This window comes from Sphingomonas jeddahensis (assembly GCF_001981525.1).
In the GTDB taxonomy this organism is placed as follows: domain Bacteria; phylum Pseudomonadota; class Alphaproteobacteria; order Sphingomonadales; family Sphingomonadaceae; genus Sphingomonas; species Sphingomonas jeddahensis.
This window is the reverse complement of the sequence record NZ_MPSB01000008.1, coordinates 25,149-39,345: the sequence shown is the minus strand read 5'-3', so window position 1 is coordinate 39,345 and position 14,197 is coordinate 25,149. Positions and strand designations below refer to the sequence as shown.

Genomic DNA, 14,197 nt, shown 5'->3' with positions numbered 1-14,197 from the left:
GAAGTTTACTTCAGCTTGTCATTGTTGCTCGACATCTTGGTCGAGACGCCGTTGAAGGTCGTGTTGAGCTGGTTACCCAGCGTGCCCATGGCGGCGATGGCGGCGACGGCGATCAGCGCAGCGATCAGGCCGTACTCGATCGCCGTGGCACCCTTGGAATTCTTGATGAATGCGCGCATCTTCTGCATGTTCGATCTCCAGTGTATGTCTTAGCTTCAGTCACCCGGCCGGATTGGAAGCCCCCGCTCCGACTATCGCGACCTTAAGGCCAGGGGGTTGAAGAATACTTAAGCTGGATCGGCGCGGTCACTCTGCGTTGACGACCCGATTGCTGACATAGTCCCACATGCCGATCGTCTCGTCGGCAACTCCTTGAACGGCCGCGATCATCGCGAGGAATACCAGCGCCAGGATAAGGCCATATTCCACCGCCGTCGCGCCTCGCTGGTCGCGGACCAGACGGCGTAAAGCGATTAGCGCGCGTTTGATCGGGCCGTGGCGTCGGTGCATGGCGTACGGCATCGCATCATAGCCTTAACGAAAGGTCGACATGTCCGCTGCGCAAGGCACGCATCTGCCGCCACTGCTGGTAGTCGCGGCAGCGCTGATAAGCGCGGACGGACGCGTCCTGGTGCAGCAGCGGCCGACAGGCAAGCAGCACGCCGGCCTATGGGAATTTCCCGGCGGCAAGGTGGAGACTGGGGAGTATCCTGAAACCGCCCTCGTTCGAGAACTGGCCGAAGAGCTTGGGATCACCGTAGCCCGCGCCGCGCTGACGCCGCTGGCTTTCTCCACCGAGGCAGGCGCCGGCCGGTTGCTGGTGCTGCTGCTGTACCGCGTACACATCTGGAGCGGTGAACCGCGTCCGATCGAAGCCCCCACGATCCGCTGGGTCTCGCCGGCGGAACTCGTCGGCCTTCCCATGCCGCCGGCCGATATTCCACTGGTCTCAGCGCTGAGCCGTGCCGGGTGCGCAGATCTTCTGCCGTGAACGATCACCCAATGACCATTGGCTCACCGGGCCGAGTAGCTCGGCGGCCGGTCACACCATCAGGCAGGCGCCCGTTCCGCAAAGCAGGAATGCAAGCACGAGCCAGTGGTGAAGTCGCACCAGCCATTCAGAATCACCGTCGATCCCACGCATCCTGCCCCCCAGCTCGTTTGTTCGATGATGCGACTCTGCGGCGATCCCCGCCGCAGCGCTGATATACCGGCGCGAGCCGGACGTGTGTAGAAAATCGCACCAGTTCGGGGCGAACCAATCATAGCGTTACTCGGCGATGAGGATCGCCTTTCCCTTAGCCGCGGGTGACATGGGCCCGTGCGGGCCCCCGACATGGCGAGCGGCCGATGATTGATCCGCGGAGTGCGGATGATGCCAGGCTGGCGCGGATGGGATTTGCGAGCCACGGAGCCTTGAAGGCCAGAATGCCCTTGCTTAGGTTGTACCCGCGGGCCGGGCCCCTCTGACACCCACTAGCGGTGTGATGTCGGACCGCAAGTTCAACGGGCCTGGCAATCTCGCGATCCTGCGGGCGGTGCCCAGACGAGGAGATCGCGATGACGCAGCTGCCGCACTGGCGTGTCTCACATGGGGCGTACCGCTCGGATGAGCAGGACGCATGGTGCGGGGTGCGGTGAGCACCAAGCGATCAGCAATGCCACGCCTGACAAGGCGTCTTCGCGGTTTCTCACAGGGCCGACAAAGCTTCAGCGCAAGGAAATGAGATGATCCCTTTCAAGAGCGGTAATTTGGGCGTCATAGCGGCGAGCCTTGCCATTGCGGCGCTAACGATCGTGCCTGACGATGCGGACGCGCGGCGGAAAGGCAGCTTTGGCAGTCGGGGTGCGCGCACCTATAATGCACCGGCCCCAACAGCCGTGGCGCCGAAGCAGACCGCACCGGTGCAGCGTTCAATGACGGAGAAGTCGGCGGCTCGAACTCCGGCACAGGCGCAGGCCGGCCGGGCGGCTTCCGCCAACCGCGGCGGCATGGCGAAGGGCTTGATCGGCGGTCTGATCGCAGGCGGACTCATCGGCGCGCTCCTCGGCGGCGGGCTGGGGTCACTCGCCGGAGCAGGAATGCTCATGGCTTTGCTCCAGATCACCTTGATCGGCGGCTTGGTCTGGCTCCTGTTGCGCATGTTCCGCCGCCGGCCAGCGCTTGCTGGTGCCCATGGCGGGGCCATGTCGTCGCCTTTCGCCGGGTTTGAGCCGCGCTCGGCGCCGCAGCGGCCATCGGTGCGAAGCTTCCCAGCCGTGGCGGCCGCGCCGCGCAGCGGAGAGATCGACATCGACAATGCGGATCGGCAGGATTTCGAACGGCTCCTCGTTGAGGTGCAGGACGCCTTCAGCAAGGAAGATTTCGGGCGCCTGCGTGAGCGAACCACGCCGGAGGTCATGTCCTATTTCGCGGAGGAACTCAGCCAGAACGCCACCGCCGGGCGGCGCAACAGTGTCTCGGGCACTGTGTTGATCGACGCGGAAGTGGCAGAAGCCTGGCGGGAGGATACCACGGATTACGCAACCATCGCCATGCGCTACGAGAGTGTCGATGTGATGCTTGACCGCAGCACCGGCGCTGTTCTCGAAGGAGATGCCGAGCGCCCCAGTCAGGCGACCGAGCTGTGGACCTTCAAGCGCGAGTCCCATGGCGAATGGCGGCTTTCGGCGGTCCAGGAAGCCTGACGCGCGGTGACATTGATATGCTTGGCGGGCCGTGGCCCGCCAGCCATTCTGCGCAGTTCGCTGACGGTCGCCCCCTTCTGCTCGGCATCGAACAACGCGTCGACGTCGTCCAGTGCGGCGTCCAAGGGAGAGCAATGATCGCGGCCGCAATCCTCCGGGATAACAAGCTAAGCCGTTGTTTTTGCGTGGTGTTGTCTCATCTGAAACTTTCTGAATGGTCCGCACTTACGCTACGGGCAGATTGGCTGCTCGCCGTACCGTCCGTTCAAACGGGGTGGAGTGGCGTTGAGAGGACCTAAGGCGTGACACAATTCGAGACCCACACCCTGCCACCCAAAAACCGCCCTTGGTATGCGCACCTGTACGTGCAGGTATTGTTCGCCATTACGGCGGGCGTGCTGCTGGGCCATTTCGCCCCCGCGACGGGCGAGGCGATGAAGCCGATCGGCGATGCCTTTATCAAATTGGTGAAGATGATCATCGCGCCGGTGATCTTCCTGACCATCGTCACCGGCATTGCGGGGATGCGCGATCTGGGTGCGGTGGGGCGCGTGGCGGGCAAGGCGTTCGCCTATTTCCTGTTCTTTTCCACCCTGGCGCTGATCGTCGGGCTGATCGTCGCTAATGTCGTGCAGCCGGGCGCAGGGCTGAACATCGATCCCAACACGCTGGATGCCACCAAGGTCGCCGATTATTCGGCCAAGGCGCATGAAACGACGCTGACCGGATTCCTGATCGGCATCATCCCCGACACGTTTCTGTCGGCGCTGACCGACGGCAACATTCTCCAGACGCTGTTCGTCGCCATCCTGTTCGGCATCGGCCTGGCGCTGATCGGCGAGCGGGGCGAGCGGCTGCTGGGCGCGCTGAACGACGTGTCGTTGGCCGTGTTCAAGGTGGTCGCGATCCTGATGAAGGCGGCACCGGTCGGCGCGTTCGGCGCGATGGCGTTCACCATCGGCAAATATGGCGTTGGCACGCTGGCCAATCTCGCCGCGCTGGTCGGCACCTTTTACCTGACCTCGATCCTGTTCGTGGTCGTGGTGCTCGGCGTGGTGGCGCGGCTGGCGGGCTTTTCGATCTTCCGCCTGATCGCCTATCTCAAGGCCGAACTGCTGCTGGTGCTCGGGACGTCCTCGTCGGAAAGCGCCCTTCCATCGCTGATCGAGAAGATGGAGCGCGCGGGCTGCCCCAAGTCGGTCGTCGGGCTGGTCGTGCCGACGGGCTATTCGTTCAACCTTGACGGCACCAACATCTACATGACGTTGGCGGCGCTGTTCATCGCGCAGGCGTGCAACGTCGATCTGACTTTGGGGCAGCAATTGATGCTGCTGGGCGTCGCGATGCTGTCGTCCAAGGGCGCGGCGGGCGTGACGGGCGCCGGGTTCATCACCCTGGCGGCGACGCTGTCGATCGTGCCTGACGTGCCGGTCGCCGGCATGGCGCTGATCCTGGGCGTTGACCGGTTCATGTCCGAATGCCGCAGCCTGACCAATTTCATCGGCAACGCCGTAGCGACGGTGGTCGTCGCAAAGTGGGAAGGCCGCCTCGATCACGACCAGCTCGAGGCGGCGCTTTCGGGCAAGGCGGCGCGAGTCGACCAGCAACCCGCCGGAGCGATCGCCGCCGGCTGAAAGTATCCCAATGACCCATTGTTTGCGTATCCTGGCGAGCGCGGTCGCGCTCGCCGCTCCCCCCGCGTTGGCCGAAATCAAGGACGCCCCCCAGACCGGCACGGTGCAGAACGCCGAACGAGCCGGCCATGCTGCCAGCCCCGCCGCCAGCGAATATCCGATCGCCGCCGCCGGCGAGGGCGCGACTGGCAAGGGCTATGCCCAGTCGCGCTGGGCCGAGGACTGGCGCCGTATGGCAGACCCGGCGAACCGCGACGATCCGATCGCCCGGCTGAAGTTCCTGCCGCTCGACGATGACGGCGATGTCTATCTCACCTGTCGGGCGAGCTTCGCCTGCGCGTGAACCACACGACCAACCCTAATTTGCGCGAGCGGCGGGCGCAGCGGCAGGACATCAACCGCATCGTGGCGGGCGCCGACCTGCACATCGGCCCGCATTTCCGAACCTATGGCGAGCTGGCGCACGGCGGCATCGCGGGCGAGGAGCTCGGCACCGTACTGCCCGACCAGCGCAACGACGTGGTCGCGCAGCAGGCGTTCGTGGAGGGCAATGCCGAGATCGACGGCGTTGCTCAGCCAGCAGCCGGGCGTGACGCTAACCACCGGCTATGAAGTACGCAAGCTGGAGCGCAACGCCGACAAGAGCTGGCGCGTGACGGCGGAAGCGACCAACGGCGGCGGCACACGAGTGATCAACGCCAAGTTCGTGTTCGCCGGCGCGGGTGGCGGGGCGCTGCCGATCCTGCAGGAATCGGCCATCCCGGAAGCGGACAATTACGCCGGCTTCCCGGTCGGCGGATCGTTCCTGGTGAGCGAGAATCCCGCGGTGGCGAACCGCCACCTGGCCAAGGTATATGGCAAGGCGGACGTGGCTCGCCGCCGATGTCGGTGCCGCATCTCGACACGCGCTATTTCGACAAGAAGCGCGCTTTGCTGTTCGGACCGTTCGCGACCTTCTCCACCAAGTTCCTGAAACATGGTTCGTATTCCGACCTGCCGGCATCGGTGACGCTGGACAATTTCCGCTCGATGGTGGCGGTGGGCTGGGACAATTTCGACCTGGTGCAATATCTCGGCGGGCAGCTGATGATGTCCGACGAGGATCGTCTGGCCGCGCTGCGCGAGTATCTGCCCAATGCGCGCGCACAGGACTGGAAATTGTGGCAGGCGGGGCAGCGCGTGCAGATCATCAAGCGCGATCCGCAAATGGGCGGCGTGCTGAAGCTGGGCACCGAATTGGTCGCATCGAAGGACGGGAGCATCGCGGCGCTGCTGGGCGCCTCTCCCGGGTCTCGACCGCACCGTCGATCATGTTAGGGCTCCTGAAGCAGGTGTTCCCGCAGCGGCTCGCCACGCCCGCGTGGCAGGCCAAGCTGCGCGAGATGGTGCCGACCTATGGCGTGGCGCTGAACGACAATCCGGAGTTGTTGGCGCATGAATGGCAAGCGACCGGCGAGACGCTGCGCCTCGCCGCCCCGCCGCCAGCGGTGCATGTCGCAACGCAGCCGCGCGCGGCCGCCACGCGCGTGACGGCGGATCGTCATCCCGATCTGGCGCTCTGATGCGCTTTCGGGTCTGACGCTCTTTTCGCGCTGTTGGCGTAGAGACAAGTCGGAAACCAGCTACCATCATGGCAGCCGGCGGGCATTGTCCGTCGGCTGTTTGCTCCTGCGAGTCGGAGCATCGTTCCACCGACGGATTTTGCCGCTGGTCCCATGGACTGGGCGGACTGCGCGATTTCGGAAGTAAGAGTGGAGGCCCGACCGGGAATCGAACCCGGGTGCAAGGATTTGCAGTCCTCTGCGTCACCACTCCGCCATCGGGCCTCGATGCGAGCGAGGGCGGGCTGATGCGGCGGGGAAGCGGGCGTGTCAAGTTTGGAGATTGGCGCACTTGCGCCGCCGCGATAAAGCTCCACTCTCGACTGGTAAGTGTATTGCCAAGCTAAAACAGCCGTGCGACAGGTGAAAAGATGACGATGACCATGGAACGCCAACCGGATTTCGCTGCGCTGCGCACCGCGATGGTGGCCAGCCAGCTGCGCACCAGTGCCGTGTCAGACGCGCGGGTTGTCGCCGCGATGGCGACCGTTCCGCGTGAACGTTTCGTGCCGGCGGACGCCGCGCAATTCGCTTACCGCGATGATTTGGTCACGCTGGGTGGCGGGCGCTCGCTCAACCTGCCGATCGCCACTGGCCGGCTGTTGACGGAGGCGCGCCTGCTGCCGAGTGACCGGGTGCTGCTGATCGGTGCCGCGTCGGGCTATACCGCGGCCGTGCTGGCTGAACTCGTCGCGTCAGTCGTGGCGGTCGAATCGGATGCCGCCTTGGTGGCGATGGCGAAGGCGGCGCTTGGCGCCAACGATCGCATCACGCTGGTCGAGGCACCGCTGGAGCAGGGGCATGCCGAAGGCGCGCCCTATGACGTCATGATTATCGATGGCGCCGTCGAGCGCGTGCCCGAGACGCTGGTCGCGCAGGTTGGGCCAGGCGGCCGGATTGTGGGCGGGCTGGTCGATCGCGGCGTCACCCGCCTCGCGGCTGGCCGCCGCAGCGAGGGCGGCTTTGCGATGATCGACTTCGCCGATGTTGATTGCTGTCGTTTGCCCGGCTTCGCCACGCCGGCGCGATTCACCTTCTGAAACAAGAGCTGCGATGAACCGAGCCGTTCCCCTTGCCGTGATCCTCGCGCTTGGCGCGGCGCCCGCTCAGGCGGACACGCTGCGCGAAGCACTCGCCCGAGCCTATCAGGACAATCCGACGATCACGGCAGGGCGGGCGCAGCAGCGCGCTCTGGACGAAAATGTGCCGATTGCGCGCGCTGCCGGGCGGCCGACGATTGGGACACAGGCCGGGGTTAACGAGAATTACCTGCGCAGCGGCAATTCCTTCACCACGCCCGAACGCGCGGCGCAGGCGCAATTGTCGCTCAACGTGCCTTTCTTCTCGGGCGGCGCAGTACGCAACTCGGTGCGTGCCGCCGAGACTCGGGTCCAGGCGGGCCAGTTCGGCCTGCGGGGCACGGAGGCGTCGCTGTTCACCGAAGTGGTTGGCGCGTACAATGACGTGCTGCGGGACGAAGCGATCGTCAGCCTCAACGCGCAAAATGTACGCGTGCTGGAAACCAACCTCCAGGCCAGCCGCGACCGCTTCGAGGTCGGTGACTTGACGCGAACCGACGTAGCACAATCGGAAGCGCGGCTCAGCTTGGCACGTGCGCAGTTGCAGCGGGTACAGGCCAATCTGATTGGCAGCCGAGAAAATTACGTGCGGCTGGTCGGCAACTCCCCCGGTGCGCTTGATGCGCCGCCGCCGCTGCCCAACCTGCCGCAGAGCGCCGATGGGGCGGTCGAAGTGGCGCTGCGCGACAATCCCACCTTGCTCGCGGCGCTGAAGCAGCGCGACGCAACGGCTTTCGACATCCGGGTGGCGCGCGCGAGCCGCCTTCCTACCTTGGGCATCGGCGCCACTGGCAGTTACGTCAATTATCTGGGCTCGCTCGGTAGCGGCACCGGCCTCGGCGTGGGCCAGAGCGGCACGTCGGCGGGCGTGGGGTTGAACGTCAGCTTGCCGCTGTTCCAGGGCGGGCGACCGGCGGCGCTGGTTCGGCAGGCGCAGGCACAGCGCGCGCAGGCGATCGAGCAGGCCACCGCAGCCGAGCGCCAGGTGATCGCCTCGGCGCGGTCTGCCTATGCTGTTTGGCAGTCCTCCTTGCAGGTGATCTCCTCATCGGAGCAAGCAGTTGCCGCAAACCAGTTGAGCCTTGAAGGTGTGCGTGCGGAAAACAGTGTTGGTAATCGCACCATCCTCGACATTCTGAATGCCGAGCAGGAGTTGCTCAACAGCCAGGTCACGCTGGTGACCGCGCGACGCGACGCTTATGTCGCCGGCTTCGCGCTGCTGGCGGCAATGGGCCAAGCCGAGGCGGAGGATCTGGGGTTGGAGGGCGGGCCGCTTTACAATTCGGCCGAAAACTTCCGGGCGGTGCGGGGCCGCTTCTCCGATTTTGGCGATGGCCCGGCGCCGGTGGCGGTCGCGCCGTCGACCAGCACGATACCGGCACAGAACGCGGCTGTTGCTCGCCCGCTCGATCCGGCGCTGGACAGCAGCAAGGTTGACAGAAGCCCGGGGTTGACCACAGGTGAGAACGCACCGAACCGCTGATTGTCGGCGGTTTTCGCGACGAGGTTGATTGCGCGCATGGGGGATGTCAGCGCCGAGCCGTCGATGGAAGACATCTTGTCTTCCATCAAGCGCATCATTGCCGAGGAAGGTGACGACCGCCCGATCCGCCCGCGCCGCAATGGCACGGTTCGTTCCGTCGCGTCCACGCCCGCCGCCGATGGTGATGAGCCGGAGGAGGTTCTTGAGCTGAGCGATCCGATGCCGCCGGCGCCGCCGCGTGCCGGATCGGCTGCACCCGCGGGGCCGTCGCCCGATCCTGTGGCTACCATCTTGTCCGATCAGACCGCGCAGGCGACGCGTGGCGCGCTGGACGCCCTGTCGCGGCTGATGGTGAAGCCAGAGCCGGGGAACGACGGCACCCTCGAAGGGCTGGTCCGCGACATGCTCCGTCCGATGCTGCGCGAATGGCTCGACGCGAACCTGCCGGGGATGGTGGAAAATCTCGTCGCGCGCGAGATCGCGAAGATCACCCGCGGGGCTTAGGCTGCGCTTTAGCGCTGGCGGTAGCACTGTTGGCGACCGGCGAATTTCGGTTCACGCGAAGGTGCGAAGGCGCGAAGAGGCTCCGCCCGCGGCTATGTCCCGGCAGCAAAATAGGCATTCTTGCTGTCGCATGATCGATCTGCCGGGCGCAACGCCTCCCGCGTCCTTCGCGCCTCCGCGCGAACCAAAATCTTCGCGTCGTCGCGCCTTCGCGTGAACCCGATTGTCGCCACCGATACGATCTGCTTAACCCGATCCCATGAGGATCCTCCTGTCCGCGAGCCTCGCCGCGCTCGCCATCGCCGCCGCCCCGGCCCAAGCCCGCCAGCTCACCATCGAAGACGTGACGATGCTCAGCCGCATCGGTGCGCCGACCGTGTCCAAGGACGGGCGCTGGATGGTCTGGGCGCAGCGCGAGACCGATCTCGATGCGGATCGCGGCCGGTTCGACCTGTGGCGGCTCGACCTGTCGCGTTCCGGCGCACAGCCGCAAAAGCTGCTCGCCGACCCGCAGGTGGACGAGAACGACCCGCAGATCGTCGGCACCAGCGTCTATTATACCGCCGATGATGCGATCTGGTCCGTGCCCGTCGCCGGCGGCACCCCGCGCAAGCTGACCAACTTCAAGGGCGGGTTCAGCGGCTTCAAGGTCGCGCCGACCGGCGACAAGCTGGTCGTCTGGGCCGATCGCCTGCCCGGCGCGCCGAGCCTCGAAGAGCCGATGATCCGCAAGTTGGCCGATGCCGGATCGGGCCGCACCTATGACCGGATGTTCGTGCGACACTGGGATACGTGGAGCGACGGCAAGCGCTCGCAACTCTTCGTCCTGCCGCTCACCGCGGCCGGTGCGCCGGGCAATGGCAAAGCGGTAATCGGCACGCTCGTCGGCGATACGCCGTCCAAGCCGTTCGGCGGGGGCGAGGAAATCGCGTGGAGCCCAGATGGCAAGACGATCTATTTCGCACTGCGTGAAGCGGGGCGGATCGAGCCGACCTCGACCAATCTCGACATCTTCTCCGTGCCCGCGGACGGCAGTGTCGCACCGACCAACCTTACCGACGCCAATGACGCGACCGACAACCAGCCGAGCGTGTCGCCGGACGGCCGCAAGCTCGCCTATTTCGCGATGCGCCGCCCCGGCTACGAAGCGGATCGTCAGGTGCTGACGGTGCGCGATCTCGCAAGCGGGCAGACGGTGTCGCTGACCGAGCGCTGGGATCGTTCGGTCGGCTCGATCACCTGGGCGCCCGATTCGCGCAGCATCTACGTCACGGCGGATGACACGCAGGAAACACCGCTGTTCCGCGTCGATGCGGCGACCGGGGACGTGAAGCGCCTGACGCAGGAGGGCCACGTTGGCGCGGTGGCGATGACGCCGGCTGGCCCGGTGGTGGCGATGGACTCGCTCACCGCGCCCGCTGATTTCTACCGCATCGCAGGCGCCGCTGCACCGAAGCGGCTGACCAATGTCAACGCCGCCAAGCTCGCCGGCATCGACATGCCGGCGGTTGAGCGGTTCAGCTTCACCGGCGCGAACAACGACACAGTGTATGGCTATGCGGTGAAGCCGGTGGGCAGCGCGGGCCCAAATTCTGGCAAGCTGCCCGTCGCGTACATGGTCCACGGTGGGCCGCAGGGATCGAGCAACAACAGCTGGTCGTACCGCTGGAACCCGGCGGTGTTCGCGGGTGCGGGTTACGGGCTGGTCGCGGTCGATTTCCATGGCTCGACCGGCTACGGCCAAGCCTTTACCGACAGCATCCGTAATAACTGGGGCGGCTGGCCGCTTGAAGACCTCAAGAAGGGCCTCGCCGCCGCGACCGCCAAGTTCACCTGGCTCGACGGCGACAATGCCTGCGCGCTCGGCGCCTCCTATGGCGGCTACATGATGAACTGGATCGAGGGCCAGTGGCCCGACCGGTTCAAGTGCATCGTCCAGCATGACGGCGTCTTCGACGCGCGCGCCATGGCGTATGAGACCGAGGAACTCTGGTTCGACGAATGGGAGCACGGCGGGAAGACCTATTACGAGGACCCCGCAGCGTTCGAGAAGTGGAACCCGGTCAATCACGTCGCCAAGTGGAAGACGCCGCAGCTCGTCATCACCGGCGAGAAGGATTTCCGCATTCCCTATACCCAAGGGCTGGCGGCGTTCACCGCCCTCCAGCGGCGCGAAATCCCGTCGCGGCTGCTGGTGTTCCCCAACGAGAACCATTGGGTGCTGAAGCCGAAGAACTCGCGGCAATGGTATCGCGAGGTGATCGGCTGGATGAACCAGTGGACGGGGAAGCGGGCGGAGGCGGAGTAAGTCCCGCTCAAACTCCCCTCCCGCTCGCGGGAGGGGTCGGGGGAGGGGCTGTCGTCAGACGCCTCGCCTGCGGGCCGCGAGCGGGAGGGGGACTTGGGTTCCCCCACCCGCCTCGCTATGGCTCGCCGCCATGAGCGAGCTTCCCAAGACCTTCGACCCCGCCACGATCGAATCCCGCTGGTACCAGCATTGGGAGACCAGCGGCCTGTTCCGCCCCGAGCGCCCGAACGCCGAGCCGTGGACGATCGTCAACCCGCCGCCCAACGTCACCGGTTCGCTCCACATCGGCCATGCGCTCGACAATACGCTGCAGGACATCCTCACCCGTCATGCGCGGCTGAAGGGCAAGGACGCGCTCTGGGTGGTCGGCACCGACCATGCCGGCATCGCGACGCAGATGGTGGTCGAGCGGCAGATGGCGCTCAAGCAGCAGAAGCGCACCGATTTCACCCGCGAGGAGTTCGTCGCCAAGGTCTGGGAATGGAAGGCCGAGAGCGGCGGCCAGATCACCGGCCAGCTGCGCCGGCTCGGCTGCTCGATGGACTGGGCCAACGAGCGGTTCACGATGGACGAGGGCTTCTCGAAGGCCGTGCTCAAGGTCTTCGTCGAGCTGCATCGCCAGGGCCTGCTGTATCGCGACAAGCGCCTGGTGAATTGGGATCCCGGCCTCGGCACCGCGATCAGCGATCTCGAGGTCGAGACGCGCGAGGTGAAGGGGCAGTTCTGGCGGCTGCGCTACCCGCTGGAGGACGGCTCGGGCCATATCGAGGTCGCGACGACGCGCCCCGAGACGATGCTCGCCGACATGGCCGTCGCGGTCCACCCGACCGACGAACGCTACACCGCGCTGATCGGCAAGAACGTCCGCCTGCCGATCACCGGCCGCCTGATCCCGATCGTGGCCGACGAACATGCCGATCCGGAACTGGGTTCGGGCGCGGTGAAGATCACGCCGGGGCATGACTTCAACGATTTCGAGGTCGGCAAGCGCGCCGGCATGAAGGCCGGCGAGATGCTCAACATGCTCGATGCCAGGGCGAACATCGTCCAGGTGGCGGACGGGCTGATCCCGGCCGAACTGCTGGGGCTATCGACCGCCGAAGCGCGCAAGGCGGTGGTCGCGCGGTTGAAGGCGGATGGCGTCCTCGTCCCGCACGTAGACAAGGACGGCGAGGAACATGATTCCGAGCCGCGCACGATCCAGACGCCGTTCGGCGACCGCTCGGGTGTGGTGATCGAGCCGTGGCTGACCGACCAATGGTATGTCGATGCCGCGACGCTGGCCCAGCCGGCGATCGAAGCGGTGCAGTCCGGCGCGATCCGGCTGGTCCCCAAGACGTGGGAGAAGACGTTCTTCAACTGGATGGAGAACATCCAGCCGTGGTGCGTCTCGCGGCAATTGTGGTGGGGCCACCAGATCCCGGCATGGTTCGATGCTGACGGCAACGCCTATGTCGCGGAAACCGAAGCCGAGGCGCAGGCGCAAGCGGGCGAGGGCGTCGCACTGACGCGCGATCCCGACGTGCTCGATACGTGGTTCTCCTCCGCACTGTGGCCGTTCGCCACGATGGGATGGCCGGAGAACGCCGACCCGACGCTCGCCGGCCGCTACCCTAACGATGTGCTCATCTCGGGCTTCGACATCCTGTTCTTCTGGGATGCGCGCATGATGATGCAGGGTATGCACTTCATGAAGGACGTGCCGTTCCGCACGCTCTACCTGCACGGTCTGGTCCGCGCCGCCGATGGCGCAAAGATGTCCAAGTCCAAGGGCAATACCGTCGATCCGCTCGGCCTGATCGACAGATACGGCGCAGATGCGCTGCGCTTCTTCATGGCGGCGATGGAAAGCCAGGGCCGCGACATCAAGATGGATGAGAAGCGGGTCGAGGGCTATCGCAACTTCGCGACCAAGCTGTGGAACGCCAGCCGCTTCTGCCAGGCGAACGGCATCGGCGGCTCGACCACGCTGGAGCCGCCACCGGCGACCTCCGCGGTCAACAAGTGGATCGTCGGCGAAGCAATCAAGGCGATTCAGGCGGTCGACCTCGCGCTTGGCGAATACCGCTTCGATGCCGCGGCCAACGCCATCTATCAGTTCGTGTGGAGCCAATTCTGCGACTGGTATCTGGAGCTGATCAAGGGGAGCATCGACGAGGAGACCAAGGCGGTCGCCGGCTGGGTGCTCGACCAGATTCTGGTCGTGCTGCACCCGTTCATGCCCTTTATCACCGAGGAATTGTGGCACGCGCTGGCGGAGCGCGAGCACGACCTGATCGTTGCGGCGTGGCCGATGGCGGACGCGCGCGCGATCGATCCGGCGGCGGCGCAGGAAATCGACTGGCTGATCCGGCTGGTCAGCGAGGTGCGGTCGAGCCGGACCGAGCTGAACGTGCCGCCGGGGGCGCGACTGCCCTATGCGGTGGCGGATGCCGGCGCGGAGACTGGGGCGCGCTTGCAACGCAACGCTGCGACGATCGCGCGTCTCGCCCGGATCGATCCGGGCGAGGTGTCGGGCGGCACCGCGCAGGTGGTGGTGGACGAAGCAACGTTCCGGCTCGCGCTCGGCGACGTGATCGACCTCGCCGCCGAACGCGCGCGTCTGGCGAAGGCGATCGCGGCGGCGGAGAAGGAGCGGGATGGCTTGGCTGGACGGCTGGGCAACGCCAGCTTCGTCGAGCGCGCCAAGCCCGAAGCGGTGGAAAAGGCGCGCGCCGATCACGCGGAGAAGGCCGCTGAGGCGGAGCGGCTGACGGCGGCGTTGGCGCGGCTGGGGTAAGCCAAATCCGTCATGCCGGGCTTGTCCCGGCATCCACCCGTCCGCGAACCTCACGAAAGTAGGGCACGCGGAACAGTGGATGCCGGGACAAGCCCGGCATGACGTTGAAGGAAAACTTCCA

Annotated in this window: 12 protein-coding genes, 1 tRNA gene and 1 pseudogene; 11 read left to right on the top strand and 3 right to left on the bottom strand. The window is 65.8% G+C overall.

Going from position 1 to position 14,197, the window contains the following annotated elements; all coding sequences use genetic code 11:
• Window positions 1-5: 5 nt before the first annotated feature.
• Both SPHI_RS09775 and SPHI_RS09770 read right to left on the bottom strand, forming a co-directional pair.
• Entirely contained in the window at window positions 6-188 is a 183-nt protein-coding gene (locus SPHI_RS09775; RefSeq protein ID WP_076744748.1) for a Flp family type IVb pilin, read from the bottom strand.
• A 118-nt stretch (window positions 189-306) separates the two neighbouring features.
• Complete coding sequence (locus SPHI_RS09770; RefSeq protein ID WP_076744828.1) at window positions 307-510, bottom strand: Flp family type IVb pilin; 204 nt, start codon at window positions 508-510, stop codon at window positions 307-309.
• 40 nt (window positions 511-550) lie between these two features.
• Between SPHI_RS09770 and SPHI_RS09765 the strand changes: the two genes are divergently transcribed.
• The 6 genes and pseudogenes from SPHI_RS09765 (at window position 551) to SPHI_RS15505 (ending at window position 5,884) form a co-directional block, all read left to right on the top strand.
• A complete protein-coding gene (locus SPHI_RS09765; protein ID WP_076744747.1) occupies window positions 551-991 on the top strand; it encodes a (deoxy)nucleoside triphosphate pyrophosphohydrolase in 441 nt (146 codons plus the stop codon).
• A 1,001-nt stretch (window positions 992-1,992) separates the two neighbouring features.
• Entirely contained in the window at window positions 1,993-2,688 is a 696-nt protein-coding gene (locus tag SPHI_RS09760; RefSeq protein WP_233130853.1) for a TIM44-like domain-containing protein, read from the top strand.
• A 302-nt stretch (window positions 2,689-2,990) separates the two neighbouring features.
• The gene (locus tag SPHI_RS09755; protein ID WP_076744745.1) at window positions 2,991-4,322 is read left to right on the top strand and encodes a dicarboxylate/amino acid:cation symporter; all 1,332 of its coding nucleotides are present in this window, start codon (window positions 2,991-2,993) and stop codon (window positions 4,320-4,322) included.
• Between the two features lie 10 nt (window positions 4,323-4,332).
• Entirely contained in the window at window positions 4,333-4,665 is a 333-nt protein-coding gene (locus tag SPHI_RS15515; protein WP_076744744.1) for a hypothetical protein, read from the top strand.
• Entirely contained in the window at window positions 4,662-4,934 is a 273-nt protein-coding gene (locus SPHI_RS15510) for a hypothetical protein (protein WP_076744743.1), read from the top strand. The genes SPHI_RS15515 and SPHI_RS15510 overlap by 4 nt, the downstream gene beginning before the upstream one ends.
• Window positions 4,873-5,884 (top strand): annotated as a pseudogene (locus SPHI_RS15505) (malate:quinone oxidoreductase). Before SPHI_RS15510 ends, SPHI_RS15505 begins: the two are co-directional and overlap by 62 nt.
• A gap of 190 nt (window positions 5,885-6,074) precedes the next feature.
• Here SPHI_RS15505 and SPHI_RS09725 read toward each other — a convergent pair.
• A tRNA-Cys gene (locus tag SPHI_RS09725) sits at window positions 6,075-6,148 on the bottom strand.
• Between the two features lie 158 nt (window positions 6,149-6,306).
• Between SPHI_RS09725 and SPHI_RS09720 the strand changes: the two genes are divergently transcribed.
• The 5 genes from SPHI_RS09720 (at window position 6,307) to SPHI_RS09700 (ending at window position 14,076) form a co-directional block, all read left to right on the top strand.
• Window positions 6,307-6,963 carry a protein-L-isoaspartate O-methyltransferase family protein gene (locus SPHI_RS09720; protein WP_233130851.1) on the top strand — a complete coding sequence of 219 codons (657 nt, stop codon included), beginning with the start codon at window positions 6,307-6,309 and terminating at the stop codon, window positions 6,961-6,963.
• 13 nt (window positions 6,964-6,976) lie between these two features.
• Window positions 6,977-8,485: a TolC family outer membrane protein gene (locus SPHI_RS09715; RefSeq protein WP_076744738.1), complete on the top strand. Its 1,509-nt coding sequence runs from the start codon at window positions 6,977-6,979 to the stop codon at window positions 8,483-8,485.
• A gap of 36 nt (window positions 8,486-8,521) precedes the next feature.
• On the top strand, window positions 8,522-8,989 hold the full coding sequence (locus SPHI_RS09710) for a DUF2497 domain-containing protein (protein WP_076744827.1): 468 nt from the start codon (window positions 8,522-8,524) through the stop codon (window positions 8,987-8,989).
• A 259-nt stretch (window positions 8,990-9,248) separates the two neighbouring features.
• Window positions 9,249-11,297: an alpha/beta hydrolase family protein gene (locus tag SPHI_RS09705; protein ID WP_076744737.1), complete on the top strand. Its 2,049-nt coding sequence runs from the start codon at window positions 9,249-9,251 to the stop codon at window positions 11,295-11,297.
• A gap of 130 nt (window positions 11,298-11,427) precedes the next feature.
• Window positions 11,428-14,076 carry a valine--tRNA ligase gene (locus SPHI_RS09700; protein WP_076744736.1) on the top strand — a complete coding sequence of 883 codons (2,649 nt, stop codon included), beginning with the start codon at window positions 11,428-11,430 and terminating at the stop codon, window positions 14,074-14,076.
• Window positions 14,077-14,197: the final 121 nt, after the last annotated feature.

Bases quoted from the DNA above. Each gene is read 5' to 3' on its own strand.
- SPHI_RS15515 (WP_076744744.1), top strand. From the start codon at position 4,333: ATGACCCATTGTTTGCGTATCCTGGCGAGCGCGGTCGCGCTCGCCGCT.
- SPHI_RS09705 (WP_076744737.1), top strand. From the start codon at position 9,249: ATGAGGATCCTCCTGTCCGCGAGCCTCGCCGCGCTCGCCATCGCCGCC.
- SPHI_RS09715 (WP_076744738.1), top strand. From the start codon at position 6,977: ATGAACCGAGCCGTTCCCCTTGCCGTGATCCTCGCGCTTGGCGCGGCG.
- SPHI_RS09770 (WP_076744828.1), bottom strand. From the start codon at position 510: ATGCACCGACGCCACGGCCCGATCAAACGCGCGCTAATCGCTTTACGC.
- SPHI_RS09760 (WP_233130853.1), top strand. From the start codon at position 1,993: ATGGCGAAGGGCTTGATCGGCGGTCTGATCGCAGGCGGACTCATCGGC.
- SPHI_RS09775 (WP_076744748.1), bottom strand. From the start codon at position 188: ATGCAGAAGATGCGCGCATTCATCAAGAATTCCAAGGGTGCCACGGCG.
- SPHI_RS09700 (WP_076744736.1), top strand. From the start codon at position 11,428: ATGAGCGAGCTTCCCAAGACCTTCGACCCCGCCACGATCGAATCCCGC.
- SPHI_RS09720 (WP_233130851.1), top strand. From the start codon at position 6,307: ATGGAACGCCAACCGGATTTCGCTGCGCTGCGCACCGCGATGGTGGCC.
- SPHI_RS09710 (WP_076744827.1), top strand. From the start codon at position 8,522: ATGGGGGATGTCAGCGCCGAGCCGTCGATGGAAGACATCTTGTCTTCC.
- SPHI_RS09765 (WP_076744747.1), top strand. From the start codon at position 551: ATGTCCGCTGCGCAAGGCACGCATCTGCCGCCACTGCTGGTAGTCGCG.